The sequence below is a fragment of the Variovorax sp. VaC1 genome (genome assembly GCF_043658315.1).
Classification (GTDB): Bacteria; Pseudomonadota; Gammaproteobacteria; order Burkholderiales; family Burkholderiaceae_C; genus Variovorax.
Window position 1 is genome coordinate 238971 of sequence record NZ_JBIGLT010000006.1, and the last position, 23430, is coordinate 262400.

30 protein-coding genes are annotated in these 23430 nt (G+C 67.7%); 13 read left to right on the forward strand and 17 right to left on the reverse strand.

The window, feature by feature from the left end; genetic code table 11:
• Window position 1: 1 nt before the first annotated feature.
• Both phnH and phnG read right to left on the reverse strand, forming a co-directional pair.
• On the reverse strand, window positions 2-643 hold the full coding sequence (gene phnH, locus ACGLHS_RS24020; RefSeq protein ID WP_394483866.1) for a phosphonate C-P lyase system protein PhnH: 642 nt from the start codon (window positions 641-643) through the stop codon (window positions 2-4).
• On the reverse strand, window positions 640-1143 hold the full coding sequence (phnG, locus tag ACGLHS_RS24025) for a phosphonate C-P lyase system protein PhnG (RefSeq protein WP_394483867.1): 504 nt from the start codon (window positions 1141-1143) through the stop codon (window positions 640-642). Before phnG ends, phnH begins: the two co-directional genes overlap by 4 nt.
• Window positions 1144-1218: 75 nt before the next feature.
• On the opposite strand from phnG, the gene phnF reads away from it, so the two are divergent.
• From phnF to phnN, 3 genes are read left to right on the forward strand one after another with little or no spacing between them, the layout of a single operon-like run.
• Window positions 1219-1983: a phosphonate metabolism transcriptional regulator PhnF gene (gene phnF, locus ACGLHS_RS24030; protein ID WP_394483868.1), complete on the forward strand. Its 765-nt coding sequence runs from the start codon at window positions 1219-1221 to the stop codon at window positions 1981-1983.
• On the forward strand, window positions 1976-2719 hold the full coding sequence (locus ACGLHS_RS24035) for a DUF1045 domain-containing protein (protein WP_394483870.1): 744 nt from the start codon (window positions 1976-1978) through the stop codon (window positions 2717-2719). The genes phnF and ACGLHS_RS24035 overlap by 8 nt, the downstream gene beginning before the upstream one ends.
• Complete coding sequence (gene phnN, locus ACGLHS_RS24040; RefSeq protein WP_394483872.1) at window positions 2716-3273, forward strand: phosphonate metabolism protein/1,5-bisphosphokinase (PRPP-forming) PhnN; 558 nt, start codon at window positions 2716-2718, stop codon at window positions 3271-3273. Before ACGLHS_RS24035 ends, phnN begins: the two co-directional genes overlap by 4 nt.
• Window positions 3274-3289: 16 nt before the next feature.
• On the opposite strand, the gene ACGLHS_RS24045 is transcribed toward phnN, so the two are convergent.
• Together ACGLHS_RS24045 and ACGLHS_RS24050 are read right to left on the reverse strand one after the other, a co-directional pair.
• Window positions 3290-4186 (reverse strand): SDR family oxidoreductase, encoded by an 897-nt coding sequence (locus ACGLHS_RS24045; protein WP_394483874.1) that lies wholly within the window; start codon window positions 4184-4186, stop codon window positions 3290-3292.
• A gap of 64 nt (window positions 4187-4250) precedes the next feature.
• Complete coding sequence (locus tag ACGLHS_RS24050; RefSeq protein WP_394483876.1) at window positions 4251-5126, reverse strand: helix-turn-helix domain-containing protein; 876 nt, start codon at window positions 5124-5126, stop codon at window positions 4251-4253.
• A gap of 83 nt (window positions 5127-5209) precedes the next feature.
• Here ACGLHS_RS24050 and ACGLHS_RS24055 point away from each other — a divergent pair, with 83 nt between their 5' ends.
• Entirely contained in the window at window positions 5210-5872 is a 663-nt protein-coding gene (locus ACGLHS_RS24055) for a glutathione S-transferase (protein WP_394483878.1), read from the forward strand.
• A 15-nt stretch (window positions 5873-5887) separates the two neighbouring features.
• On the opposite strand, the gene ACGLHS_RS24060 is transcribed toward ACGLHS_RS24055, so the two are convergent.
• Complete coding sequence (locus ACGLHS_RS24060) at window positions 5888-6805, reverse strand: LysR substrate-binding domain-containing protein (protein ID WP_093239457.1); 918 nt, start codon at window positions 6803-6805, stop codon at window positions 5888-5890.
• A 138-nt stretch (window positions 6806-6943) separates the two neighbouring features.
• Here ACGLHS_RS24060 and ACGLHS_RS24065 point away from each other — a divergent pair, with 138 nt between their 5' ends.
• A complete protein-coding gene (locus tag ACGLHS_RS24065) occupies window positions 6944-8260 on the forward strand; it encodes an MFS transporter (protein ID WP_394483880.1) in 1317 nt (438 codons plus the stop codon).
• A gap of 41 nt (window positions 8261-8301) precedes the next feature.
• Window positions 8302-9408, forward strand: coding sequence for a M14 family metallopeptidase (locus tag ACGLHS_RS24070; protein ID WP_394483882.1), 1107 nt, complete (start codon window positions 8302-8304; stop codon window positions 9406-9408).
• A gap of 106 nt (window positions 9409-9514) precedes the next feature.
• Here ACGLHS_RS24070 and ACGLHS_RS24075 read toward each other — a convergent pair whose 3' ends face one another.
• The 4 genes from ACGLHS_RS24075 to ACGLHS_RS24090 form a co-directional block, all read right to left on the reverse strand.
• On the reverse strand, window positions 9515-10312 hold the full coding sequence (locus ACGLHS_RS24075) for an enoyl-CoA hydratase/isomerase family protein (protein ID WP_394483884.1): 798 nt from the start codon (window positions 10310-10312) through the stop codon (window positions 9515-9517).
• A gap of 34 nt (window positions 10313-10346) precedes the next feature.
• Window positions 10347-10769: a hypothetical protein gene (locus ACGLHS_RS24080; protein WP_394483886.1), complete on the reverse strand. Its 423-nt coding sequence runs from the start codon at window positions 10767-10769 to the stop codon at window positions 10347-10349.
• A 95-nt stretch (window positions 10770-10864) separates the two neighbouring features.
• Complete coding sequence (locus tag ACGLHS_RS24085; protein WP_093239047.1) at window positions 10865-11137, reverse strand: DUF2164 domain-containing protein; 273 nt, start codon at window positions 11135-11137, stop codon at window positions 10865-10867.
• A 20-nt stretch (window positions 11138-11157) separates the two neighbouring features.
• Complete coding sequence (locus tag ACGLHS_RS24090) at window positions 11158-11661, reverse strand: GNAT family N-acetyltransferase (protein ID WP_394483888.1); 504 nt, start codon at window positions 11659-11661, stop codon at window positions 11158-11160.
• A 100-nt stretch (window positions 11662-11761) separates the two neighbouring features.
• On the opposite strand from ACGLHS_RS24090, the gene ACGLHS_RS24095 reads away from it, so the two are divergent.
• Genes ACGLHS_RS24095 through ACGLHS_RS24105 form a run of 3 tightly spaced genes read left to right on the forward strand, consistent with a single transcriptional unit; the run spans window position 11762 to window position 14759 of the window.
• Entirely contained in the window at window positions 11762-12949 is a 1188-nt protein-coding gene (locus ACGLHS_RS24095) for a YncE family protein (RefSeq protein WP_394483890.1), read from the forward strand.
• A 24-nt stretch (window positions 12950-12973) separates the two neighbouring features.
• Complete coding sequence (locus ACGLHS_RS24100) at window positions 12974-14518, forward strand: PPC domain-containing protein (protein WP_394483892.1); 1545 nt, start codon at window positions 12974-12976, stop codon at window positions 14516-14518.
• A 28-nt stretch (window positions 14519-14546) separates the two neighbouring features.
• A complete protein-coding gene (locus tag ACGLHS_RS24105; protein ID WP_394483894.1) occupies window positions 14547-14759 on the forward strand; it encodes a hypothetical protein in 213 nt (70 codons plus the stop codon).
• A gap of 28 nt (window positions 14760-14787) precedes the next feature.
• Here ACGLHS_RS24105 and ACGLHS_RS24110 read toward each other — a convergent pair whose 3' ends face one another.
• The 3 genes from ACGLHS_RS24110 to ACGLHS_RS24120 form a co-directional block, all read right to left on the reverse strand.
• Window positions 14788-15696, reverse strand: a complete 909-nt coding sequence (locus ACGLHS_RS24110; protein WP_394483896.1) for a DUF808 domain-containing protein — start codon at window positions 15694-15696, stop codon at window positions 14788-14790.
• A gap of 117 nt (window positions 15697-15813) precedes the next feature.
• Window positions 15814-16494: a PepSY-associated TM helix domain-containing protein gene (locus ACGLHS_RS24115; RefSeq protein WP_394483898.1), complete on the reverse strand. Its 681-nt coding sequence runs from the start codon at window positions 16492-16494 to the stop codon at window positions 15814-15816.
• Complete coding sequence (locus ACGLHS_RS24120; RefSeq protein ID WP_093239038.1) at window positions 16494-17012, reverse strand: GNAT family N-acetyltransferase; 519 nt, start codon at window positions 17010-17012, stop codon at window positions 16494-16496. The genes ACGLHS_RS24115 and ACGLHS_RS24120 overlap by 1 nt, the downstream gene beginning before the upstream one ends.
• 84 nt (window positions 17013-17096) lie before the next feature.
• On the opposite strand from ACGLHS_RS24120, the gene ACGLHS_RS24125 reads away from it, so the two are divergent.
• The 3 genes from ACGLHS_RS24125 to ACGLHS_RS24135 are packed head-to-tail and all read left to right on the forward strand — an operon-like array spanning window position 17097 to window position 17820.
• Window positions 17097-17246 (forward strand): hypothetical protein, encoded by a 150-nt coding sequence (locus ACGLHS_RS24125; RefSeq protein WP_007833921.1) that lies wholly within the window; start codon window positions 17097-17099, stop codon window positions 17244-17246.
• A complete protein-coding gene (locus ACGLHS_RS24130) occupies window positions 17243-17527 on the forward strand; it encodes a VF530 family DNA-binding protein (RefSeq protein WP_093239036.1) in 285 nt (94 codons plus the stop codon). Before ACGLHS_RS24125 ends, ACGLHS_RS24130 begins: the two co-directional genes overlap by 4 nt.
• 2 nt (window positions 17528-17529) lie before the next feature.
• Window positions 17530-17820, forward strand: a complete 291-nt coding sequence (locus ACGLHS_RS24135) for a 2Fe-2S iron-sulfur cluster-binding protein (protein WP_394484342.1) — start codon at window positions 17530-17532, stop codon at window positions 17818-17820.
• A gap of 4 nt (window positions 17821-17824) precedes the next feature.
• On the opposite strand, the gene ACGLHS_RS24140 is transcribed toward ACGLHS_RS24135, so the two are convergent.
• Complete coding sequence (locus ACGLHS_RS24140) at window positions 17825-19054, reverse strand: MFS transporter (RefSeq protein ID WP_394484344.1); 1230 nt, start codon at window positions 19052-19054, stop codon at window positions 17825-17827.
• A gap of 206 nt (window positions 19055-19260) precedes the next feature.
• Here ACGLHS_RS24140 and ACGLHS_RS24145 point away from each other — a divergent pair, with 206 nt between their 5' ends.
• Window positions 19261-19932: an RluA family pseudouridine synthase gene (locus ACGLHS_RS24145; RefSeq protein WP_394483901.1), complete on the forward strand. Its 672-nt coding sequence runs from the start codon at window positions 19261-19263 to the stop codon at window positions 19930-19932.
• Here the strand turns inward: ACGLHS_RS24145 and ACGLHS_RS24150 are convergent.
• The 4 genes from ACGLHS_RS24150 to egtD form a co-directional block, all read right to left on the reverse strand.
• Window positions 19919-20359 carry a universal stress protein gene (locus ACGLHS_RS24150; protein WP_093239033.1) on the reverse strand — a complete coding sequence of 147 codons (441 nt, stop codon included), beginning with the start codon at window positions 20357-20359 and terminating at the stop codon, window positions 19919-19921. The genes ACGLHS_RS24145 and ACGLHS_RS24150 overlap by 14 nt on opposite strands.
• A gap of 139 nt (window positions 20360-20498) precedes the next feature.
• On the reverse strand, window positions 20499-21254 hold the full coding sequence (locus ACGLHS_RS24155) for a 2OG-Fe dioxygenase family protein (protein WP_394483903.1): 756 nt from the start codon (window positions 21252-21254) through the stop codon (window positions 20499-20501).
• The gene (locus ACGLHS_RS24160; protein ID WP_093239030.1) at window positions 21251-21532 is read right to left on the reverse strand and encodes a DUF427 domain-containing protein; all 282 of its coding nucleotides are present in this window, start codon (window positions 21530-21532) and stop codon (window positions 21251-21253) included. The genes ACGLHS_RS24155 and ACGLHS_RS24160 overlap by 4 nt, the downstream gene beginning before the upstream one ends.
• 874 nt (window positions 21533-22406) lie before the next feature.
• Complete coding sequence (gene egtD, locus ACGLHS_RS24165; protein WP_394483905.1) at window positions 22407-23429, reverse strand: L-histidine N(alpha)-methyltransferase; 1023 nt, start codon at window positions 23427-23429, stop codon at window positions 22407-22409.
• Between the last annotated feature and the right edge of the window lies 1 nt (window position 23430).

A 23430-nucleotide genomic window follows, 5' to 3' on the forward strand; every position in this document is an offset into this window, starting at 1 on the left:
CTCAAGCCCCCTGTTCTTCGACGTGCGCTTCGATGCGCGTGGTGCGCGGCAAGCCGACGATCTGCTGCGGCGCGGCCAGGAACAGGTCGATGCCGCGTGGGAAACCGGCGTGGTTGGCCGCCCATTGCGCGGTGAAGTCGGAGGCGCCGGGATGCGGCAAACCATCGACCTCGATCCGCGTGCTGTGCTGGATGCCGGGGCCGCGCAGCGTCCACCCGGCCGTGCCGCCTTCGGTCAATGCGGCCACGTCGAGCACGCAAGTGGCCGACTGGTCGGGGTAGGCGTCGCTGCCATGGGCGAAGCTGCCGAGCGGCGGGCATGCATCGCCCTGTGCAACCCATGCGAACTGCGCGTTCTCCGGCGCGTCGACCAGCACGCAGCCGGTGTGAAAGCGCAGCCAGGCAGCGGCATCGCTGCCCGCCAGCGAAGGCGAAAGCCAGAGCGTGCAATCGGGATCGAGCAGCGCCAGCAGCAGCGCGGCGGATGCGGCATGGCCACGCGACGGCGTCTGCGCGTCGTGCGGCAGCGCGATCACGCGGCCGGGGTGCGACAGCGCCTGCAGCGCCGCGCGAAACACCGACTGGCTGCCCAGTGCCGCATCGGAAAAGCCGGCGCCGAGTTTCGACAGATCGTGCGCGTTCATTCGTCGCCCTCCTCTTCATCGGCGCCACCGGCTTCGCGTGCAACGGTGAAGAACTCGACCCTGCTGCTCTGCGCACGGGCGTGGCCCTTGGCACGCTGCAGCGCGAGGTGGCGGCGCACCGGCACCAGCAGTTGCGTGTTCAGCGTGGCCTGCTGCGCCGGGTCTTGCAGCAGTGCATCGGCCACGGCCGCCAGTTGTGCGTGGCGGTGCGAGCGGCCCAGCACGTAGGCAACGCCGACGGCATCGCTCACATCGCCCAGACGCAATGCGCAACGCGTGACCGTGACCTCGCCCACGTTGAATCGCTCGCCCGTGCCGCCGGCGCGGCCCTGCACCATCACCAGCCCCGTTTCGGGCGGGCGCAGCCAATGCGGCGCACGCTGCGCATGCGCGCCCAGCGCGGGTTCGAGCATGTCGAGCGGTGCCCGCGCCAGCGTCGCCATCCACTGCGCACGGTCGAGCGGGCGCTCTGCGGGTTCCGTGTCAAAAGCATGAAACATGAAAGTGATATTCTGAAAGTTGTATAGACAAATTGAACAACCGGCGCGAGCTTAGAGAGCGCACAAGACGACTTCATGACAAGCACAACAAGTTCTCCCGCATCGCTTCCCGCACGCTCCGAACGCCCGGCGCGCGACAGTTTCTGGACCCGCATCGCCGCCGATCTCGCCGACGCCATCGCGCGCGGCGTCTATCCGCCGGGGCAGCGCCTGCCCTCCGAACACGCGCTGGCCGAGCAGTTCGGCGTCAATCGCCACACCATCCGGCGCTCGCTGGCCGACCTCATCAGCCAGGGCCTGTTGCGCGCGACGCAAGGCAGCGGCACCTACGTCGAGGAGTTCGCGGTCGACATCGCACTGGGCAAGCGCCCGCGCCACCATCAGCGGCTGGCGCAGGCGGGGTTGCGCGGTGCGCTGCATGTGGTGGCATCGAGCACCGTGCGCGCCACTGCCGCACAGGCCCGCGCACTCGGCGTGCCGGCGCGCAGCACACTGCTGTGCCTGAACGTGATCGGTGACGCCGAAGGCCAGCCGCTGCACTTCAGCGAGCGCTTCTTTCCGCTGCCGCGCTTTGCAGGGCTGGAGGCCGTGGTGCGCGAGACCGGCTCCATCACCGCCGGCTTCGCGGCCCACGGCGTGGACGACTACACGCGGCGCGAAAGCCGCATCACCGCGCAGATGCCCGAGTCGCCGGTGGCCGCGCAATTGCGACAGCCGGTCGGCCGGCCGGTGCTCTTCGTCGAGAGCGTGAACGTGGACACGGCCGATGTGCCGATCGAATACGCGCGCACCTGGTTCGCCGGCGACCGCACCACGCTGACGGTGAAACACGATGACTGAGCGCCACGCCCACTCGCTTCCACTGCATCGCAAGGCACACCGCTACGCCGCGTACTTCGCGCCCGCCATCGACAGCGCGTGGTGGAAGGCCGGCAGCGACTGGCTCGGCCGCTGCGCGGCCAGCGGCGAAGCAAGGCCGCAGCCGGTCTTCGACAGACTGCCGGTCGACCTGCAACGCAAGGCGACGGCCGCGCCACGGCGCTACGGATGGCACGCCACGCTCACGGCGCCCTTCACACCGTGGCCGCACATCGAGGAAGCGACTTTGCGCGACGGACTGCAAACGCTCTGCCAGGCCTGGGAGCCGTTCACCATGCCTGCGCTCGAAGTCGCGCTGCTCGACGACTTCCTGGCACTGGTGCCCGCGCGGCCGAGCCCCGCGCTGCAGGCGGTGGCCGGTGCCTGCGTGACGGGGCTGCATGCCTTTGCCGAACCGCTGTCGCCCAGCGAACTGCAGCGCCGCCGCGCGGCCGGCCTCACACCCGAAGAAGACGCGCTGCTGGTGCGATGGGGCTACCCCTTCGTGCTGGAGCGCTTCCGCTTTCACATGTCGCTGACGGGCGCGCTGCGCGACACCGAGCCCGCCATGGTCGACGCCCTGCGCGCGGCGGCGCGGCGGCATTTCGCACCGCTGCTGGCGTCGCCGCCCTTGCGCTTCGAAGCCGTCAGCCTCTTCGCCGAACCCACGCCAGGCGCCGACTTCATGTGCCTGGCGCAGATGGAGCTGGGCCGGTGACCGGGCGGCTCGTGTACGTCGCCGGCCCCTCGGGCGCGGGCAAGGACAGCCTGCTCGCGTGGCTCAAGGCGCAACTGGCACCCGACGCTCCGGTCGCCTTTGCACGCCGCACGATCACGCGCGCCGCCACGGCCGATGGCGAGCAGCACGACAGCGTCGACATGCGCGGCTTTCTGCACCTGCGCGAAGCCGGCGCCTTCGGGCTCGACTGGGCGGCCAATGGCCTGTGCTACGGCGTGCGCCATGCCGAGCTGCCACCGCGACGCGGCAGCGAGGTCGTGATCGTCAACGGGTCGCGCGCCTACCTGCCCGAAGCGGCGCGGCGCTATCCGGACATGACGGTGGTCCACGTCACGGCCAGTGTCCAGACCCTGCGGCAGCGCCTCATGGCCAGAGGGCGCGAGTCGGCGGAGATGGTCGAAGCGCGGGTGCAGCGGGCGCTCGATTTCCGGATGCCGCCAGGCCTGGCCAGCATCGAGATCCACAACGACCGTGCGCTGGCCGAGGCCGGCGCGCAGCTCGCGCACGCGCTCCAGTTGACCGCCTTTGCATGAGGCGCGGCTGCCGCGCCTACATCTCGAACGCTTCGACCTGCCGCCCGTCGATGTCGGTGAAGCCGTATTCCCGTGCGAGGTCGGCCACGCGCAGCACCTCGCCGCTCTTGGCCATCACCTCTGGATCACCCGCCAGCGCGGCGATCGCGCGCCCCAGGTAGCGCGGCGATTCCGTGCGCGCCAGCGGCGGGTGCTCGTGCCAGTGCGCCTCGTCGGTCTTGTAGGCGGCCAGCACGAATTCGGTACGCATCCAGCCCGGCGACACGGCGATGGACGCGACGTTGTGCGGCCGCAGGTCTTGCGCCATGCCGAAGGCCAGGCGGGTCATCGAGGCCTTGGCAAGGTCGTAGAAGAGGCTGCCGCGCAGGTAGTGGCCACGGTTCCAGAAGGTGGTGGTGAGCACCAGCCCCTTCTTCTGGCGCACCATCAGCGGCGCGGCGCAACGGCTGGCCACGAGGTGGTTGCGCACGCCACGGTCGAACATCGAATCCCAGTTCGACAGCGGGTGCTCCCAGAACGGCGCCTCGAACACGCCGTTGAAGGTCTCGTGGCCGCCCCATGCGTTGTTGACCAGCAGGTCGAGCCGGCCCGCTTCTTTCTCCACGCGGGCGAAGAGTGCCGCCACGTCTTCTTCGCGCGTGTGGTCGCATCGCACGGCGATGCCGCGGCCTCCCATGCGGGTGACTTCGTCGGCCGTGTCGTCGATGCTGCCGGGCACGGCCTGCATGTCTGACAGGGCCAGCAGCTGCCCGTAGGTGGCCGCGGGTTGTTCGCGCGTGCTGCGCCCGGTGACGTACACGGTGGCGCCGGCGGCGCCCAATTCAAGCGCAATGCCGCGCCCTGCCCCACGGCTTGCACCGGTCACCACGGCCACGCAGTCTTTCAATGGGCGGTTGGCGCTTTCTGTCTTCATGTCGGGTTGCTCCTTCGATCTGCTTCGATCTGCCTGCTTGAGAGCCGGCGAAGATAGTCCGCCCTCAGGCCGCCGTCTTGGAAGAACCCGAAACCGCATGCCCCATGAACTCGGTCGGCGTGACACCGCAGAGCGCCCGGAATTCGTTCACCAGATGCGACTGGTCGTAGAAGCCTCCATCGACCGCCACGTCCGCCCAGGCGGGCGAAGGCTGCAGGCGCAATGCGCGCAGGCAGGCATGCAGCCTTGCGAGCCGGCTCCATGCGCGCGGCGACAGGCCCACGTGGGCGTGAAAGAGCTGCTGCAGGCGCCGCTCGCCCACGCCGACAGCGGCAGCCACGTCGCGCACGGACTTGCGCCCGCCCGATGCGGCGATGAGCCGTGCCGCATGCATCGCGGTGGCAGCGGAGCCGCGCGCGACATCGCCGTCGAGCAGCCGGCGTCGCAAGGCAGCGTGCAGCAACACACCGCGCGCTGCATCGTCCGGCGCCTCGGCCATGCGTTCCAGCAGCTCGGCGCCTTCGCCATGCCACAGCGCATCGAGATGCACGGCCGTGCCACCAATTTCACCGGCCGGCACGCCCAGCAAGGCTGCGGCGGCACCGGGGCGCAACGTGACGGAGAGCCCTTCCACCCGCCGGCGCATGCGCACCACCACCGGGGCGGTCGATGCGCCGATGGCTTCCACTGCGTGCCCCTCGCCTTCGTCCGCGGACGGTGCGTCGCCGAAGTTGAAGATCAGCCGCACCGCGCCATCGGGCAGCACGCGCTCGCGCATCTCGTGGCCTTCGGCGAAGGTCTCGCGGTACAGCAGGATGTGCGATACGTGCGCCCGCAACGCGGCCCCTACCGGCAATGCGCGCAGTGTGCCGGCGGGCACGCCCGATTCCGGCCCGTGCAGCGGGTCGTCGTCGAGGCGAAGGAAGAGGCGTTCGGCCATGGCTGCCGATTGTGATGAAAACCCCGTGCCGGCGCGAGCCGCCGGCCGTCGCTGAAAATCGGCTGCTTCGCCCGCACGCACGCATGTCCGCCACCGCCCTCCCCGTTCTTTATTCGTTCCGCCGCTGCCCCTATGCGATGCGGGCCCGGCTCGCGCTGGTCGCGAGCGGCCAGCCCTGCGAACTGCGCGAAGTCGTGCTGAAGAACAAGCCCGCCGAAATGCTGGCCGCCTCGCCCAAGGGCACGGTGCCCGTGCTGGTGATGGCCGACGGCACGCTGCTCGAACAAAGCCTGGACGTGATGCGCTGGGCCCTGCAGCGCAGCGACCCGCACCATTGGCTGCAGCCCGATAAGGGCACGCTCGGCGACATGCTGGCGCTGGTGGCCGCATGCGACGACGGGTTCAAACCCCTGCTCGATCGCTACAAGTACCCCGGCCGGTTCACTGATACGAACGTGGGCAGCGCCGCCCGCGAGCAGGGTGCGCAGTTCCTTCGCGATCTCGAAGCCAGGCTCTCGACCTCGGCCCACCTGGCGGGCGCGCACGCCACGCTGGCCGACGCCGCCGTCATGCCCTTCGTGCGCCAGTTCGCGATGGTCGAGCCGGCATGGTTCGATGCACAGCCCTGGCCGCATCTGCACGCCTGGTTGTCGGACTGGACGGCCTCGGCGCTGTTCGCACGCGCCATGCACAAGTACGCGCCCTGGCAAGGCGGCGAACGCGGCGTCGACTTTCCTCCGGCCTGAGTCGCGCCCTTCGGCTTAGCCCGCCTTCGCGGCCATCGCAGCCGCCGACGCACGCTGCACGCATTCCACGAAGTGCTGCGCCGCCGGCGTCAGCAGTTGGCCCTTGCGCTTGATGACGCACACGTTCAGCGTCGGCAGCGCCTCTTCGATCTCCACGCGGCGGATGCCGTGGCGCTTGAAGGCGAGCTTGACCAGCGGCTCGACGAACAACCCGATCAGGTCCATGTGCCCGACCAGCCCGAGCGCGACAGTAACCGACTGCCCCTGGATGACGCGCGCCGGCGGCGGCAGGCCCAGCGGCATGAACAGCGGCGCCACCGCATCGCCGCCGCGCTGGCCGTGGTCGTCGCCCGGCAGGATCCATTCGCCTTCGTACAGGTCCATCAGCGAGCGGCTCGCGCGCAGCGGATGGCGCTCGCGCAGGCCCACCACCAGTTGCACAGGGAACAGCTCGATGGTCTCGAACTGCGGGTCGAGCCGGCCCGGCACCACGTGCGCGACCGCGAAGTCCAGGTAGCCGTCGCGCAGCCGCGCCAGCATCCACGGCAGCACCGCTTCGCTGAACTGCACGTCGACCGCGGGCAAGCGCGTGTGGAAGTCCTTGAACGCGGCGGGCAGCACGGTCAGCGCGAACGATGCGCTCACCGCCAGCGAGATGGAACCGGTGGCGCCGTTGCGGATCTGCGCGATCTCGTCGCGTGCGCGCTGCATGTCGGCCAGCAGCAGCCGAGCCCGGGGCGCGAAGGCCCTGCCGAACTCGGTGAGCCGCACGCCCTTGACGCTGCGCTCGACCAGCGGCGCCCCCACTTCGCGCTCCAGCTCGCGCACGATCTTGGTCACGGCCGGCTGCGAAATGCCCAGGACGCGCGCGGCGGCGCGGATGCTCATCTGCTCGATCACCGCCACGAAGGCGTGCAGCTGGTTGGGCTTCATGAAAACCAAAAGTTATCTTTGACGCCCAATTATTGTCTTTTCATGACAGCGGCGAGTCTCTAGCATCCGGCGCGGTCGCGGTGTATGCAGATACCTTCGACCGACATCCTCGAAAAGCAAGACACACACTGGAGAGACATGAGCACCCCAAGCAAGCAGCCCTCGGCGTCCGCGCAAAGGCGCCAGACCATCGTGGCCACCACCATCGGCAACGGGCTGGAATTCTTCGACTTCACGGTCTATGGCTTCCTGGCCCTGGTGATCGGCAAGCTGTTCTTTCCGACCTTCAATTCATACGGCCAGTTGCTGCTGACGGTGGCCAGCTTCGGCGTGGGGTTCATCATGCGGCCGCTGGGCGGCATCGTCATCGGCGCGTATGCCGACCGCGCGGGCCGCAAGAAGGCCATGACGCTGACGATCTTCCTGATGGCGCTGGGCTGCGCGCTGATCGCCTTCACGCCCACCTACGCGAGCATCGGCGTCGCGGCACCGATCATCATCGTGCTGGCGCGGCTGATCCAGGGCTTTTCGGCCGGCGGCGAAGTGGGCGCATCGACCACGCTGCTGGTCGAGCACGCCACGCCGGCCAACCGCGGCTACATGGCGAGCTGGCAGTTCGCAAGCCAGGGCCTGGGCGTGCTGCTCGGCGCCGTGGTGGTGGGCGCGCTGACCGCCGCGCTGTCCACCGAAGCCATGCAGAGCTGGGGCTGGCGCGTGCCTTTCGTCCTCGGCATGCTGATCGCGCCGGTGGGCATGTACATCCGCCGCCACCTCGAAGAGTCGCTCCACATCTCGCCGGCCGAAGCCGCCGCCCCGCGCGAAAGCAGCCTGAAGATCGTCTGCACGCAGCACGGCAAGACGGTGCTGGCCGCCATCCTCGCGCTGATCGGCGGCACCACGGCCGCCTACGTGGTGACCTTCTACATGCCGACCTACGCCGTGCGCGAGCTGGGCTTCACGCCATCGGTGGCGCTGATCGGCGCGGCCCTGACCGGCCTGATCTCGTTCGCGTTCGCACCCTTCGTCGGCAAGCTGTCGGACGTGGTGGGCCGCAAGCCGCTGATTCTGTGGAGCCGCGTCGCGCTCGCGATCGTGATCTACCCGGCCTTCCTCTGGCTCAATGCCTCGCCGACGCCGACGGTGCTGTTCGTCGTGCTCGGCGCGCTGAGCGTCGGCCTCGTGGCGCAGACCGTGCCCGGCATCACGATGCTGCCCGAGATGTTCCCGAAGGCGGTGCGCGCCAGCGGCATGTCGCTGGTGTACAGCGTGGGCGTGGCGCTGTTCGGCGGCTTCGCGCCCTTCATCAGCACCTGGCTGGTGAACGCCACCGGCAGCAAGCTCGCACCGGCCTGGTACCTGGTCGCGATGACGGTGGTTTCGCTGCTGGGCCTGCTCTGGCTGCGCGACCACACCGGCCGCGACATCGATGCCGCCAACGCGTACGCGCGGACCTGACCGCCCCCCATTCCCCCCACTTACCGCACAGGAGCCACTCCATGCCAACCACACAACGCAGCGCCGCCACCCGCCACTTCTCGGGCACGTATGTCGAAGCCCGCGCCAAGTTCCTCGATGCCGCCGCACAGCGCGGCGCGGCCGTCGAATCTTTCGTGCTCAACGCGCACCGCGGCGCGCTCGGTGAAGAACTCGCCACCGACGTGGCGCTGATCGGCGCCATCGACGCCAAGAAGCTGCTGCTCGTCACGTCAGGCACGCACGGCCCCGAGGGCTTCTGCGGCTCGGGCGCGCAGATCGCCACGCTGAACGACGCGGACCTGCTCTCGCGGCTGGCGCAGGCCGGCGTGGCGCTGCTGCTGGTGCACGCGGTCAACCCGCACGGCTTCTCGCACCTGCACCGCACGAACGAAGACAACATCGACCTGAACCGCAACCACATCGATTTCAATGCGCCGCTGCCGGTGAACGCCGGGTACGCCGAGGTCGAGCCGCTGGTGCTGCCCGCCACCTGGCCGCCGACACCCGCGGACGAAGCGGCCGTGGTCGCCTACATCGGCAAGCACGGCATGACCGCCTTCCGCGCGGCCGTCACCAAGGGCCAGTACACCTCGCCCGATGGCCTGTTCTACGGCGGCACCGCGCCGTCGTGGAGCAACAAGACCATCCGCGCGATCCTGCGCAAGTACGCCGCATCCGCCACGCACATTGGCTGGATTGACGTTCACACGGGCCTGGGCCCCTACGGCCATGGCGAGAAGATCTACCCGGGCCGCAACACGCCCGAAGACCTCGCGATGGCGCATGCATGGTGGGGCGCCGACGTGTTCGCGCCCTTCGCGGGCGACTCGGCCTCGGCCGACGTGTCGGGGCCGGTCATCTCGACCGCCTACGACGAATGCCCGAACGCGCGCGTCGCGCCGATGGGCCTGGAGTTCGGCACGCTGCCCGACCTGGAAGTGCTGACCTGCCTTCGCGCCGACACCTGGCTGCGCCGTCACCCCGAAGCACCGGAAGCGCAGAAGCGCGAGATCCGGGCGCAACTGCGCGATGCCTTCTATTGCGACAACGAAGAGTGGAAGGGCATGGTGCTGGGCCAGACGCGTGTCGTGCTGCTGCAGACGCTGCAGGGCCTCAAGTCGAGCTAACCCCCAGTCTTCGCGCACTTCGTGTCGCTTCGCCAACCCCCTTGCAGGGGCGACACCAGCGGCCCGGTAAAGCCGGTTCCGCGGTGTCCCGCGAGAAATCAGGAAATCAGCCGAAGTTCGGCGCGCGCCGCTCGCGCAGCGAGGCCACGCCTTCGCGCACGTCGGCGCCCGCGAAGCCCATGAATTCGAGCGCCAGCGAGGCGTCGAAGGTCGGCCCGGCCTGGCGCAGCCAGTTGTTGAGCGCGTACTTGGTCAGACGGATCGCGCTCTGGCTGCCGGCCGCGAGCCGGTCGGCCACTTCGTAGGCACGCGGCAGCAGGTCGGTTTCGTCCACCGCGAGCGACACCAGGCCGATGCGCTCGGCCTCTTCGCCGCTCACCGGTTCGCACAGCAGCAGGTGGTACTTGGCCTTGGCCATGCCGCACAGCAGTGGCCACACGATGGCCGCGTGGTCGCCCGCCGCCACGCCCAGGCGCGTGTGGCCGTCGACGATCTTCGCGTTCTTCGCGGCGATGGAAATGTCGGACAGCAGACCGGCCACCAGCCCCGCGCCCACCGCCGGGCCATGCATGGCGCTCACGATGGGCTTGTCGCAGTTGATGAGGTTGTAGACAAGGTCGCGCGCCTCTTTCCACACGCGCTGGCGCACCGCGTCGTCGGTGGTCATGTCCTGCACCATGGCCAGGTCGCCGCCACCCGAAAAGCCCTGCCCTTCGCCCCGCAGCACCGCGCAGCGCACCGTGTCGTCGGCCGACACGTCGCGCCAGATCTCGGCCAGCTCGCGATGCCCGTCGTGGCCGGCCGTCGGCAGCTTGCCGTTGGCGGCGCGCATCTGGATGTCGAGCACCGCCCCGTTGACGCCACGGCGCGTGATGGCAAGGGTCTGGTAGCGGGCGTAGTCCATGGCGGGGCGTCTCTTTCTTTCGTCTCTCTCTTGCCTATTTCCTGGCGGCCACTTCGCGGCAGCGCTGCACGTTGGCATCGAAACGCGACGCCAGCCCGGGCTCGCATTCCTCGGAAGGCGTGAGCCTGCACATGCCGACGACCACGTAGTCCATGACCGCCGAAGTGCACATCGGGTAGGCCGCCAGATCGGGGTTGGCCTTGACCTTGAAGCCCCAGCGCTCTGAAAACTGCACCGTGCGAGCCATCGCACCGCTGAAGAAGCTGCGGTCTTTCGCGGCGATGGCGGCCTCCATGCGGGGCAATTCCTCGTTCAGGTAGCCGACCGAATCCAGCGGAAAGGCGGACGGGTCCTGCTGCGCGCCGGCCAGCGAGGCCGCCAACACGAGCGGCAGGACGGCAAGGGTGCGCGGCAGCGAACGGAACATGGAGCGGATGAGCGTGCGGTGGTGTTGCATGGCTTCGGATTCTGCAACGTTTGGAAGCACTTTTGAATTCGTCGCGATGCGCCGACGCGACGCTCCGGGGTCGGGGCGCCGGTATGGGCCCGTGCCTAGCGCCCCTTTTTCTGCTTGTCGAACTTGCGCCAGTACTGGAATTCGTCCTCGTGCACTTCGAGGTCGACCTCCGAAAGGCGGGACTGCAGCCGCTCCTGTACGTCGGTGACGGCCTTGTTGTAGACCACGGGCCCGACCTCTTCGAGAAAGAAACCGAGCAGCGCACCCGCCCCGATGTTGCCGATGGGCTCTTCCATGTTCTCGCGGAAATAGCGCTCGATGGAGGTGATGGCCTGCTGTCGCGCTTCCTTCGATATCTCGATGCTCACGGGTGTCTCCAGGGGTTCGGTCAATCGATTGTGCCGGGGGCAGGCTTGGCGACGAAGCCGCGTTCCACGTCGCCACGGAATCCGACGGACTCGTAGAGGCCGTGCGCCTCCTGGCGCGCCACGCCCGACAGCAGCAGGACCTTGCAGCAATCCTGCCGCCAGGCCAGCGCCAGTGCATGCTGAAGCACCACGCGGGCCAGCCCGCGCCTGCGGAAAGCCGCCGCCGTGATCACATGCTCGATGACGCCGATGCGGCGGCCGCCACTGGCGAGGTTGGGAATCGTCGCCAGCATGCAGGTGGCGCCCAGCCGGCCATCGATCTCGGCGACGACGACGCAGGCATGCGGGTCGTCGACGATGCCGGCCCACAGCCGCATCGCGTCGGCCGGCAACAGCACCGGGTCGTGCGGCCTGAGCTCGGCGTACAGCGCCTGCACCGCGGCGAGGTCGTCCATCCGGGCTTCACGCACATGGGCTCCTGCATTGGCGGAAATGGCAGAAGAGGTGTTTGTCGAGGTGTTCATGGCAGGACCGGATGGCGGCGATTTTTCGCATTCTCGCTACCATCCGCTGCCGGGCCGCGCGGCACGGACCACGACGACACAACAACACGGAGACAGCGCCATGAAGTTTCGCCCTGCCGCACTGGCGGCCCTTGCCCTCGCCGTCCTCTCGGGCTGCACCACCCTCACACCCACCGTGCCGCAGCGCCAGCTGATGCTGGTCGCCAACGACGAGAAGCAGTCGTGGAACGACGCCGGCGCCGTGATCCTCGGGCCGATGGGGCGCGACACGGTGCAGGTGCTGGACATCGGCACCGATCCGCTGGCGCCCAAGATCCTCGGTACCCTGCAGCTGGACAACACCATCGCCGGCCCGCCGACCAACCTGGCGATCACGCCCGGCGAAACGCTGGCACTGGTCGCCAATTCGCTCAACGTGGTCGAAGACAACGGCACGCGCAAGCAGGTGCCCGACAACCGCCTCTTCGTGATCGACCTGACCACCACGCCGCCGAAGCTGATCGACACGCTGCAGATCGGCAAGCAGCCCTCGGGCCTGTCGATCAACCGCGCGGGCAACCTTGCGCTGGTGGCCAACCGCGCCGACAACTCGGTGAGCGTGCTGCGCATCGCGGGCAAGAAGGTCACGCTGATCGACACCGTGGCCATGGGCGACTCGGTGGCGCACGTGCGCTTCACGCCCGACGGCAAGCGCGCGCTGGCCGCCAAGTTTCCGAGCCACAAGATCGCGCTGCTCGACGTGAACGGCGAGAAGGTCAGCTACAACAAGGTCGACCTCGCGGCGGGCCTGTGGCCCTACAACGTGGACGTGACGCCCGACGGCAAGCTCGCGCTGACGGCCGACAACGGCAACGCCGGCGCATCGGATGGCCAGATCGACACCGTGAGCGTGATCGACATGGAGGCCGCGCCGCCGCGCGTGGTCGACAAGGTGGTGGTAGGCGACGGCCCCGAAGGCCTGGCCGTGAGCCCGACCGGCAGGCACGCGGTGGCGGTGATCCTGCGCGGCAGCAACGCCGCGAAGAACGCCTACTTCTACAACCGCAACGGCTCGGTCGTGCTGCTGAAGATCGACGGCAAGAAGGTCACCCGCGCCAACGAGGTCGAGGTGCGCGGCCTGCCCGAAGGCGTGGTGTGGAGCGCGGACGGCAAGTACCTCTACGTGGGCAACTTCATCGACCAGGACATCACAATCCTGCGGCTCGACGGCGATACGCTGGTGCCGACGGGGAAGTCGTTTCCGCTGCAGGGGCATCCGGCCTCGATGCGCGGCGCGATGACGCACTGACGAAGACAGGACCACGCGGCACAGATGAATCGGCATTTCTTCGAGCCGTCAATCGAAGATCAAAAAATCAAACTGAGGAAGAGGGAATTCATGTTGTTCAATTCATTGAAGCGTTTTTTGAGCGCGCTCGGCTACCTTTTGCTTTTTGGTATCGCGGTTTCCAGCCATGCTGGTCCCCTTGGCAATCCAATCCTGGTCAATACGAATACAGCCGGCACGCAAGGCCTCTCTGGCCAGTTCGCCCTGACCGCGGGACGCAATGGAGAGAAGTTGCTGATGTGGCGGGACTCGGCGGCGAACATGACCTATGTTCAGCGGATCAGTTCCTCCGGGGAGCTTTCCCCCCTCAAGTACCCCATCAGCAGTGGGAATTGCATCTCGGCGGATCGGGTCGGGAATTTCGCGGTCATCGGTGACCTTGGGGCGATCACGCTCTACGACCGGAACGGAAACATCAGGACCAACGCATTTCGCCCCAATCCTGGCGCCGAAGGTGGCTGCATCAGCGTCGATCCGGACGGCAACATTTCGGCCTTCTACTCTGTCTACTCTGGCGGCAACCGCTGGCTCGCGCTGAGACGGTTCACTGTTGCGGGCGTGGCGGTGGGCAACGAAATCCAAATTACGCCTCCCTCGACCTTGGTGGTCGCAGCCAACAGCGTCGCTTCGGATGCATCGGGAAACATCACCATTGCCTGGACGACCGACAACCCCACGACCTCCGGCGACGTGTGGATGCAGCGCTTCAACAGCGCCGGGGCTGCGCTCATTGCGGCAACGCCAGTCGTCACCGCACCTCGCACGCAAGATGGCGCATCGCTTGCCGTGGGTCCGCTCGGTAATTTCCTGATCGCATGGAACACATACGAGAACGACAACACGCAGAACGCGTATGTCCAGAGATTCAACTCGGCGGGGGCCGCCGTCGGAACACCGCTTCGCATCACCAAGACCGCGTCCTCTGCGCCGGCCTTCCTGAACGTGAGCATGATGGAGGACGGCAGCTTTTTCACCGTCTGGAACGTCGACAATCCGACGCCGGGGTCGTGGCCGATCATCGTGGCCCAGCAATTCACGAGCGATGGCGTGCCCATCGGCAACGAGTTCCAGGTGGACCTGCCAGGAATCGCGGGGCGCTATGCCAACATCGCCAGCGACCTTGCAGGCAACTTCACCGTCGCCTGGAACGCCTACGACCCCGTCTCGGGGTTCGACGTGAAGATCCGCTCGTACAAGATCGACACGCAACCTGCCATCACCACGCTCACCAACAACCAGCCAGCACAGGGCCTGGCAGGTGGTACCGGAAGCTGGCGCTATTTCAAGGTCACCCTGCCCGCGGGCGTCACGCAGATGAACATCAACATGGCGGGCCCTGCGGGCGGCGACGGCGACATGTACGTCCGCTTTGGCGGATTGCCGAGTGCAAGCACGTGGGACTTTCGCCCCTACGTCAACGGCAGTAACGAAGCGCTGGCCATCGGCACCCCACCACCGGGCGACTTCTACATCGCGATCTACGGATACAGCGCCTACTCGGCGGTCAGCCTGAACGTCAGCTATTGGTGATCCATCGGCCGACTACACTCTCGCGCTCATGACACGCCCCTCTCGCCCCCTCCGCACCCTCGAACGCGGCATCCTCTGCCTCGTGATCGGCGCCGCCGTTCTGCTGGGGCCCCGCTTCCTGCAAGGCACGCGCTGGTTCGAGATGGTGGCGGGGGCCTATCTGGTCGGCTGGTTCGCGCTGGTGCTGGGGGCCGCGTTGATCGTGGTCGAGCTGGTCAAGCGCGGCAAGTCGCGCCAGTAGCAGCAGCAGGAAACGCGCGGCGGCAGGCTCAGGCCTTCTTGCCGCGCAGCTTGCCGACCAGCTCCACGCCCACCAGCACGATGGCGCCGGCCACGACGCCCACGCCGGCGTTTACGCCCATCGAGCCGAGCGTGCCGAACACACCGCCCGTGGCCTTGGCCCAGTCTTCGACCGCATGGCCGAGCGCGGGCACGCCGTGCACCAGGATGCCGCCGCCCACGAGGAACATGGCCGCCGTGCCGGCAACCGACAGGGCCTTCATAAGCCAGGGTGCGGTAGCGAGGATGCCCCGGCCCATGGCGCGTGCGGCGGCGCTGGCGCGCTGGCTCAGGTAGAGGCCCGCGTCGTCGAGCTTCACGATGCCGGCCACGAGGCCATAGACGCCGATGGTCATGATGAGAGCGATGCCGACCAGCACGCTGAGCTGCGTCGTGAACGGCTGGCCCTGCACGGTGCCGAGCGTGATCGCGATGATTTCGGCCGAGAGGATGAAGTCGGTGCGCACGGCGCCCTTGATCTTGTCCTTTTCCATCGCCACCACGTCGATCGCGGCATCGGCCACGGCCTTCTCGTGGCGCTCGGTGTCAGCCTCGTGCGTCTTCTTGTGCAGGAACTTGTGCGCGAGCTTTTCGGTGCCTTCGAAGCAGAGAAAAGCGCCGCCCACCATGAGCAGCGGCGTCACCAGCCAGGGCAGCCAGGTGCCGATGGCCAGCGCCGCGGGCACCAGGATGGCCTTGTTGATGAACGAGCCCTTGCACACGGCCCACACCACGGGAATCTCGCGCTCGGCCCTGACGCCGGACACCTGCTGCGCATTGAGCGCCAGGTCGTCGCCCAGCACGCCGGCGGTTTTCTTGGCGGCCACTTTGGTGAGGATCGACACATCGTCAAGAACGGTCGCGATGTCGTCGAGCAGCAGGAGCAGGCTGGTGGCCATGGGCAAGGAAGGGGCTGAAAAGAAGCGGCGAGCTTATCCGCAGCCGCCAGGTACTCCGGCAATACCCGTACGCCCGAGCCCCGAACGAAGGGGCCGGATGCGAAATTTGTCTGCGGGCTAGAGCGCGCTGAGCGCGATCGCCAGCATGGCAGCCAGCGAGGCCCCAAACAGAGCGAGCCCCACGCGGCGGCGGCGGTGCGTGAGCATCCACAGCGCCACGCCCGAGATCGACAGAAAGATCAGGCTGCCGGCCAGCGTATCGACCAGCAGGATCCACGGCAGCGACATGCCGCCGCCCTTGTGCATGTTGGTGAGCGTGGCGACAAAGCCGTTGTGCGTGGTGTTCACGCCGACCGAGCGGTTGCCCTGCCAGTACTCGGCCTGCACCATTTCGTTGGGGCCGCCGAAATTGAACACCCAGTGCGCCGGCTGCGTGAGCGCGGGGGCGCTCTTGTCGCTCTTGTCGGCCCAGGCCACCGGCTTGGCCGGTTCGATGCGGGTGCTGTTGGGCGGCCCGCTCATGCGCAGCGCGCCCTGCAGCCACTGGCTCATGGCCTCGGGGGTTTCGGGCACCGGATCGGGCAGCGCCAGCTGGGCGCGGGTGCGCTCCTGGGCCTGCGGCAGCTTCAGCACGTTGCGGTGGTTGAGCCAGATGCCGCTGAAGCCGAACAGCAATCCCAGCACCGCGCCCCACAGCCCGAACCAGCCGTGGGTACGGCGAATCCATTGCACGGCAGTCGTGCGGCGCTGGTGGGCCCGCACGCGTGCGGCGTGGCCGGGAGAGCTGTCGTGCGTCATCAGGCCACGCTGCGCTTGAGGCGAATTTCTTCCACGCGCACGGTGCCCAGGGCGGTGGTCTTGGCGGTCTTCATCTCGCGCTTGAAGCCGGCGAGCTCGTGGAAGCGCATGGCGCGGTCGTTGCGGATGGGCACCCAGATGGTGACCGTGGTGCAGCCCTCTTCTTCGAGGCCTTCGCGGGCCGCGTCCCAGAGGGCCACGCCCACGCCCTTGTCCCAGTGTTCGGGCTTGACGTAGATGGCCCAGATTTCGCCGGTGGTGGGCGGCGTCTTGGGGTCGCGCGAGCGGTCGAAGCCGACGAAGCCGACGATTTCGCTGCCGAGCACGGCCACGCGCACCTGCGGTTCGCTGTATTCGATGGCTTCGCGCCACTTGGCTTCGCGGGAGGCCGGGGCCAGAACGCGCAGGTCTTCTTCCGGCAGGATGCCTTCGTAGGCGGCCTTGGCGGCCAGGGCATGGACTTCGGCGACGGCCTTGGCGTCGCGCAGAGTGGCGGGGCGAACTTCGTAATCTGACATGAATGCGGGGAAATCAATGGAACCGCGTATTGTCGCCGCACCGCTAAACTGCCCGTTGCATCCGTAGCATCAACAGGAGAAATCATGGCCAAGGGTCAGCAACGCAGCACCAAGGAAGCAAAGAAACCGAAGAAGGACACCTCGCCACCCAAGCCCGTGGGCACGGGCGGCATCGAGCCGGTCCGCACGATCACCACCGCGGTGATCCCTCGCGGCAAGCTCAAGAACAAGTGACCGACGAGACGCCGGCGCCGGCCAGGCCCACCCAGCCGCGCAACCCGTTGCACGGGCTCACGCTGGAGGCCATCGTGACGGCGCTGGCCGACTACTACGGCTGGGAGCACCTGGGCGAGCTGGTGCCCATCCGCTGCTTCATGATCGACCCCAGCGTGGGCTCCAGCCTCAAGTTTTTGCGCAAGACGCCGTGGGCGCGCGAGAAGGTCGAGAGCCTCTACCTCTTCATGCTGCGCGAGCAACGCCGCGAACAGCAGCAACAGAATCCGACGTCGCCGTGACGATGAGGGTCCGCCTCGAACCGTCAGGCCTGGAATTCGAGACCGAAGCCGGCACCACGCTCCTGAAGGCCGCCGAGGCGGCCGGCATCGAGCTGCCGAGCTCGTGCCGCAACGGCACCTGCCGCACCTGCATCTGCCAGAAGCTGTCTGGCGAAACGCGCCACACCATCGAATGGCCCGGCCTGAGCGTCGACGAAAAAGACGAAGGCTGGATTCTTCCCTGCGTGGCCGAGGCGCTGGGCGACCTCGTGCTCGACGCGCCGAAGGCGTTTTCGCTCTTCTCCGACAGCTGAAACGCTAGACCGCGCCGGGCGACTTGGCGGCGACTGGCGCAGGCGCAGGCGCAACGGGCCTTGCCACCGTCATCCGGTCGCGCTGCGCCAGCGACGGGAACAGCCGGAACCAGGTCAGCGCCACCAGCATCGTTCCCACGCCACCCACGACCACCGAGCCGACCGGCCCGAGCAGCGCCGCCGTGGCACCCGACTCGAACTCGCCGAGCTGGTTGCTCGCTCCGATGAAGATCGAATTGACCGCGCTCACCCGCCCGCGCATGGCATCGGGCGTCTCGAGCTGCACCAGCGTCTGGCGGATCACCACGTTGACCATGTCGGCCCCGCCGGACACCGCCAGCGCGATCAGCGACACGATGAAGCTCTTCGACAGGCCGAACACCACCATGCACAGGCCGAAGAGCGCAATCGCCATCAACAGCGTGCGCCCGATGTGGCGCTCCACCGGCCGCCGCGTGAGCGCGATCGACATGACCAGCGCCCCCACCGCGGGCGCCCCGCGCAGCAGGCCCAACCCCCAGGGCCCGGTGTGCAGGATGTCCTTGGCGTAGATCGGCAGCAGCGCCACCGCCCCGCCCAGCAGCACCGCGAACAGGTCGAGCGAGACGGCGCCCAGCACGGGCTTGCGCTTCCAGATGAAGTCGACGCCCGCGAATACCGCGGCCAGCGTGACCGGCTCGCGCGCGGCCGGCGTGTAGGCATAGCGCAGCCGCAGCACCAGCGCGCAGGCCGCGGCGAAGAAGGCCACGCTCGCGCCATAGACCACCGCCATGCCCGCCACGAACAGCAGACCGCCGAGCGCGGGCCCGCCGATGATCGCGCCCTGCATGCCGGCCGAGCTGAAGGCCATCGCGCGCGACAGCATGGTGGGCGGCACCAGCAACGGCGTCAGCGCCTGTTGCGCGGGCATCTGGAAGGCCCGCACCGCGCCGAGCACCAGCGACAGGCCCAGCAGCAGCGCGCGCGAGTCGTGCTTTTCGAGCACCGCCAGCAGCAGAGTCAGCGCCACCAGCCCCTGCACCGCGAAACAGGCGGCCACGATGCGGCCGCGATGGTGGCGGTCGACGATGTGGCCGGCCAGCAGGGCCAGCAGCAACGCGGGCACGAACTGGTAGAGCCCCACGAGGCCGAGGTCCCAGGCGCTGCCGGTCAGGTCGTACATGTGCCAGCCGATGGCCACCAGCAGCATCTGCGAGGCGGCGGTGCCGAAAAGCCGCGCCGTCCACATCTGCATGAACGGGCGCTCGCGCGTCAGGTCGGAAAAGCTCGGTGGAGGGGCCACGGTGCCGGGCAAGACGGCGGCAGGGTCTGGGAGAGGGTTGGAGGCAGGAGCGGGGCCGGACATTCGCTCAAGGATAGCCGAGGCTCCGTGAGCGGCGCATGAGCGGGCCGCCGCCCCCGGCAGGCAGGTGCCGCCCCTCTCTACACTCGACGGCATCCATGACCGCGCCGCCACCGCTTCTGCAACCGATCCACGAAGACCCGTACCTGCTGGTGCTCGACAAGCCTGCCGGCCTGCTCTGCGTGCCCGGCCGCGGCGAAGAAAAGCAGGACTGCCTGAGCGCGCGCGCCATGCGCCAATGGCCCGACGCGCTGATCGTGCACCGCCTCGACATGGGCACCAGCGGCCTCGTGGTGATGGCGCGCGGCATCGAGATGCAGCGCGCACTGAGCGCGGCCTTTGCCGAGCGCCGGGTGCACAAGCGCTACGAAGCCGTCGTCGATGGCCGCATGCCGCTGCACGAAGACTGGTCACTCATCGACACGCCGCTGATGGCCGACTGGCCGCGTCGTCCGCTGCAGAAGACCGACCCGGCCGGCAAGCCCAGCCTCACGCGCTGGCGTGCTTTGGCCTTCGCTTCATCACCCGGCGAGCCCGAGGCCACCCACGTGCTGCTGGAGCCGCTGACGGGCCGCTCGCACCAGTTGCGCGTGCACCTGCTCTCGATCGGACATCCGATCCTGGGCGATGCGCTGTACGGCGATGCGGCGGTGCAGGCACGTGCGCCGCGCCTGCTGTTGCATGCGAGCGAGCTGGGTCTGGTGCACCCGGTGACGCAGCAAGACCTTCGCTGGAAAAGTCCCTCAGGGTTTTCGCTCAGCCGGCCTTGACGACCAACACCGGCATGCGGGCGTCTTGCAGCACGCGCTGCGTCACGCTGCCGAGCAGCAGTTTCTCGATGCCGCTGCGGCCATGCGAGCCCATCACGATCAGGTCGGCCGCGATGGCGATGGCGGTGTCGACGATGCCTTCATGCACCACATGGCCGTCGATCACGCGCTGGTCGCTGTGCAGGCCCTCGGCCGCGAGCGCCGCGACGCCGCGCGCCAGGGCCGCGTTGGCACTTGCCGTGGCCGCGGCCAGGTATTCGTTCTGGCCGAGCGCGTAGTCCGCGCCCACGCCGATGAAGGGATAGTTGTCGATCACGTGAATCAACGTGATGCGGCTTCCAAAGGCCAACGCCAGGCCACTGGCCTTGCTGACCGCGAGCATGGAAGTTTCGGAGCCGTCGATGGGTACCAGGATGTGATTGAACATGGCGGACCTCGCTTTCGTTCGCAGACAGACACGGCTCGATGTCGAGCCGGGCCCCGAATTTAACCTCTGTTCCCAGGGGTGGCTGTAGGACTCCAGCCAGCGACGGCACACGGCCTGCGTGCGCGCGTCGCGCGGGGCTTCAGTCCCCCTGGAAACCCTTGGCTCTGCAGGTGATCACGAGCGTGTCGCGCCATCCTTCGCCGCCCTCTTCCAGCGGCTGGATCGGCGTCGACTCGTGGATCACGCGCGCATCGTCGAGCACCAGCAGGGTCCATGGCTCGGTCATCGTGAAGCGTTCGCCGCGACGGCCGTTGGCCTCGAACACACGCGTTTCTCCGCCCTTGATGCCATGGCGTGCGACCAGCGCCACCGCCACCAGGTCGACACCGTCGCGGTGCGCGCCTTCGGGTGTCGGCCGGCCGATGCCGCCCGCGGTGTCGATGCGGAACTGGTGCGCCTCGACGTACCAGCGTTGCGGTGCGCCGCGCATGTCGCTGCTGGCCTTGCCGAGTTGCTGCAGCAGCCGCTGCCACACGGGCTGCGCCACCGTGGCGTCGAGCATCGGCGCGAACCAGCGCTGCATGCCGCCGTGCAGCGCGTTGTATTCCACCGGCTGCCAGTGCGCGCGATGCGGCACCTGCTGCAGCGTGGTGTGGTCGTCGGCCTCGACGGTGAAGCAGGCATGGCGCCGCGTGCGATAGCGGCCGCCGTCCTTCAGGTAGTCGTCGGGCGGAAGATCGTTCCAGTCCGCGTGCAGTGCGTTGAGTTGTTCAAGCGGCACGCCGAGCCAGTCGGACACGCCTTGCGGGCTCAGCACCGCGTAGCCCTGCTCGCGCAATGCGGCGGGCAGTTCGGCCGGGGCGATGAATGGTGGGGTGAATGCGGCCGTTGTCACGCGGCGACCTTCACGTCCTTCCAGAACGCGACGCGGTCGCGAATTTCCTCGGCTTCGGGCTTCGGGTCGGCGTAGTACCAGGCGGCGTCGGTGTTGAGCTCGCCGTTGACCAGCAGCGAGTAGTAGTTCGCGGTGCCCTTCCAGGGGCAGGTGGTCTTGTGGTTGCTGAAGGTGACGTGATCGCGGTTGAGCGAGCTCATCGGGAAGTAGTGGTTGCCTTCGACGAGCACGGTGTCGTCGCTTTCGGCGATGGTGACGCCGTTCCAGGTTGCTTTCATGGTCTTGGTCTCCAGGGGGAGGGGTGGCGGGGGCGCTGGCCGTTGCGCTGCCGCACGGGGCTTGGGTATTGTGCCGTTGCTTGGTTTGGCTGCTGTTTTGGTGGTTTGTATGAACCTTATTGGTTTGTTTGTTTTCTCAGGGGGTTTTGCTTCCCTCGGCTTTTGGAGTGCTTCGGTTGCGGGCTTGCTTTTCGCTGCTGGGGGTTTGCTTCCCGAGGCCGGGTCTCGCCCCGGCGGGCGACCTACTTTTCTTTGCTTCGCCAAAGAAACGTAGGCAAAAGAAAGGCGACCCCACTGTGCGCGACCCTCCGCTTCGCTACGGGCAACCTGCGGTGCTCACGTTTCGCGGGGTCTCGCAGAACTCGCTTCGCTCAAACAGCTGCGAGCCCTGATCCGCGAAACGCTCCGCTCCTCGGCACGCCCAGAGGGGCTTCGAAACCACTCGGGCCTTTGCTTCGCTCGGCCTCCAAGGCACTGCTGGCGCTTCGCGCCTGCAGTGCCTTGGTATGGCGGTTGAAGCTTGGCGTTGGTGGTGTGCTGCGCGTCAGCGCAGTGTGGGGTCAGTGGAGTTGGGCGTGCTGCCCGTTGCCGGTTGTCCGTTGGCGGTTGCAGGGCCGAGCGAAGCGACGGCCCGTCGGTTTCCAAGCCCTTCTGGCTGCGCCGAGGAGCGGAGCGTTTCGCGGATCAGGGCTCGCCCTTGTTTGAGCGAAGCGAGTTTGGGCGAGACCCCGCGAAACGTGAGCACCGCAGGTTGCCCGGAGCGAAGCGCAGGGACGCAGACAGCAGGGTCGCCTTTTCTTTGCTTACTTTCTTTTGGCGAAGCAAAAGAAAGTAAGTCGCCCGCCGGGGCGAGACCCGGCCCCGGGAAACAAAACTAAGCAGCCAGCCAGTGCACGCTGAAGAGCCTCTCGGGGTCCGTCCAAACAGCCCTAGGCCGAAACCCGGCCCGCACAGCCAAAGCACGCAACCCCTCAACGGTGAACTTGTGCGAGTACTCCGTATGAATCGTCTCCCCCTCCTCGAACCCGAACCGTTCCCCATTCAAGAAAACGCTCTGAGCCCGGCGACTCACAAGATGCATCTCGATCCGCTGCCGCGGCGCGTTGTAGAACGCCGCATGCGCGAACCCATCCAGATCGAAGTCCGCATCCAGCTCCGCATTGGCCCGACGCAGCAGGTTGAGATTGAACTCCCCCGTCACCCCTTGCGCATCGTTGTAGGCCGCATGCAGCCGCCCCGGGTCTTTCACCAGATCGACACCAATCAGCAGCCCGCCGCCACGCAACATCCGCGCAGCCAACTGCAAAAACGCCAGCGCCTCTTCGGGTTCGAAATTACCGATCGTCGACCCGGGAAAGAACCCCACGCGCCGCCCCGCCCCCACCATCGGCGCAGGCAGCACAAGCGGCATCGTGTAGTCCGCCGCAATGGGCTGCACCACCAGCTTGGGGTAGTCCGCCTTCAACCGTTCGGCGGCAGCCTCGAGGTGCTCGCCTGAAATGTCGATCGGCAGATAGCGCTTGGGCGTCTCCAGCGCATCGAGCAGCAGCCGCACCTTGGTCAACGACCCCGCGCCAAACTCGACGATCTCGGCATTCGGCCCGATCTGCCCTGCGATCTCTCCCGCGCACTCACCAAGAATCCGCAGTTCGGTGCGCGTGGGGTAGTACTCGGGCAATTCGCAGATGCGGTCGAACAGCTGCGACCCGGCAGCGTCGTAGAAGAACTTGGGCGAGATGCTGCGCGGCGTGCGCGCCAGGCCCGCCTGCATCTCGCGCCCAAACTCGGAAAGCGGCTCGCTCGCCGATGGCGCGCGCGGCGACTGCGACGGCTTTTGCTGTTGCGGCTTCGCGGACACGAACGACAGCGACGAAGGCGAGGTGTTTGGATTGCGCATG

Excerpts from the sequence above, each read along its gene's own strand:
- phnH (WP_394483866.1), bottom strand. The coding sequence starts at position 643 with ATGAACGCGCACGATCTGTCGAAACTCGGCGCCGGCTTTTCCGATGCG.
- phnG (WP_394483867.1), bottom strand. The coding sequence starts at position 1,143 with ATGTTTCATGCTTTTGACACGGAACCCGCAGAGCGCCCGCTCGACCGT.
- phnF (WP_394483868.1), top strand. The coding sequence starts at position 1,219 with ATGACAAGCACAACAAGTTCTCCCGCATCGCTTCCCGCACGCTCCGAA.
- ACGLHS_RS24035 (WP_394483870.1), top strand. The coding sequence starts at position 1,976 with ATGACTGAGCGCCACGCCCACTCGCTTCCACTGCATCGCAAGGCACAC.
- ACGLHS_RS24045 (WP_394483874.1), bottom strand. The coding sequence starts at position 4,186 with ATGAAGACAGAAAGCGCCAACCGCCCATTGAAAGACTGCGTGGCCGTG.
- ACGLHS_RS24050 (WP_394483876.1), bottom strand. The coding sequence starts at position 5,126 with ATGGCCGAACGCCTCTTCCTTCGCCTCGACGACGACCCGCTGCACGGG.
- ACGLHS_RS24055 (WP_394483878.1), top strand. The coding sequence starts at position 5,210 with ATGTCCGCCACCGCCCTCCCCGTTCTTTATTCGTTCCGCCGCTGCCCC.
- ACGLHS_RS24060 (WP_093239457.1), bottom strand. The coding sequence starts at position 6,805 with ATGAAGCCCAACCAGCTGCACGCCTTCGTGGCGGTGATCGAGCAGATG.
- ACGLHS_RS24065 (WP_394483880.1), top strand. The coding sequence starts at position 6,944 with ATGAGCACCCCAAGCAAGCAGCCCTCGGCGTCCGCGCAAAGGCGCCAG.
- ACGLHS_RS24070 (WP_394483882.1), top strand. The coding sequence starts at position 8,302 with ATGCCAACCACACAACGCAGCGCCGCCACCCGCCACTTCTCGGGCACG.
- ACGLHS_RS24075 (WP_394483884.1), bottom strand. The coding sequence starts at position 10,312 with ATGGACTACGCCCGCTACCAGACCCTTGCCATCACGCGCCGTGGCGTC.
- ACGLHS_RS24080 (WP_394483886.1), bottom strand. The coding sequence starts at position 10,769 with ATGCAACACCACCGCACGCTCATCCGCTCCATGTTCCGTTCGCTGCCG.
- ACGLHS_RS24090 (WP_394483888.1), bottom strand. The coding sequence starts at position 11,661 with ATGAACACCTCGACAAACACCTCTTCTGCCATTTCCGCCAATGCAGGA.
- ACGLHS_RS24095 (WP_394483890.1), top strand. The coding sequence starts at position 11,762 with ATGAAGTTTCGCCCTGCCGCACTGGCGGCCCTTGCCCTCGCCGTCCTC.
- ACGLHS_RS24100 (WP_394483892.1), top strand. The coding sequence starts at position 12,974 with ATGAATCGGCATTTCTTCGAGCCGTCAATCGAAGATCAAAAAATCAAA.
- ACGLHS_RS24105 (WP_394483894.1), top strand. The coding sequence starts at position 14,547 with ATGACACGCCCCTCTCGCCCCCTCCGCACCCTCGAACGCGGCATCCTC.
- ACGLHS_RS24110 (WP_394483896.1), bottom strand. The coding sequence starts at position 15,696 with ATGGCCACCAGCCTGCTCCTGCTGCTCGACGACATCGCGACCGTTCTT.
- ACGLHS_RS24115 (WP_394483898.1), bottom strand. The coding sequence starts at position 16,494 with ATGACGCACGACAGCTCTCCCGGCCACGCCGCACGCGTGCGGGCCCAC.
- ACGLHS_RS24120 (WP_093239038.1), bottom strand. The coding sequence starts at position 17,012 with ATGTCAGATTACGAAGTTCGCCCCGCCACTCTGCGCGACGCCAAGGCC.
- ACGLHS_RS24125 (WP_007833921.1), top strand. The coding sequence starts at position 17,097 with ATGGCCAAGGGTCAGCAACGCAGCACCAAGGAAGCAAAGAAACCGAAG.
- ACGLHS_RS24135 (WP_394484342.1), top strand. The coding sequence starts at position 17,530 with ATGAGGGTCCGCCTCGAACCGTCAGGCCTGGAATTCGAGACCGAAGCC.
- ACGLHS_RS24140 (WP_394484344.1), bottom strand. The coding sequence starts at position 19,054 with ATGCAGATGTGGACGGCGCGGCTTTTCGGCACCGCCGCCTCGCAGATG.
- ACGLHS_RS24145 (WP_394483901.1), top strand. The coding sequence starts at position 19,261 with ATGACCGCGCCGCCACCGCTTCTGCAACCGATCCACGAAGACCCGTAC.
- ACGLHS_RS24150 (WP_093239033.1), bottom strand. The coding sequence starts at position 20,359 with ATGTTCAATCACATCCTGGTACCCATCGACGGCTCCGAAACTTCCATG.
- ACGLHS_RS24160 (WP_093239030.1), bottom strand. The coding sequence starts at position 21,532 with ATGAAAGCAACCTGGAACGGCGTCACCATCGCCGAAAGCGACGACACC.
- egtD (WP_394483905.1), bottom strand. The coding sequence starts at position 23,429 with ATGCGCAATCCAAACACCTCGCCTTCGTCGCTGTCGTTCGTGTCCGCG.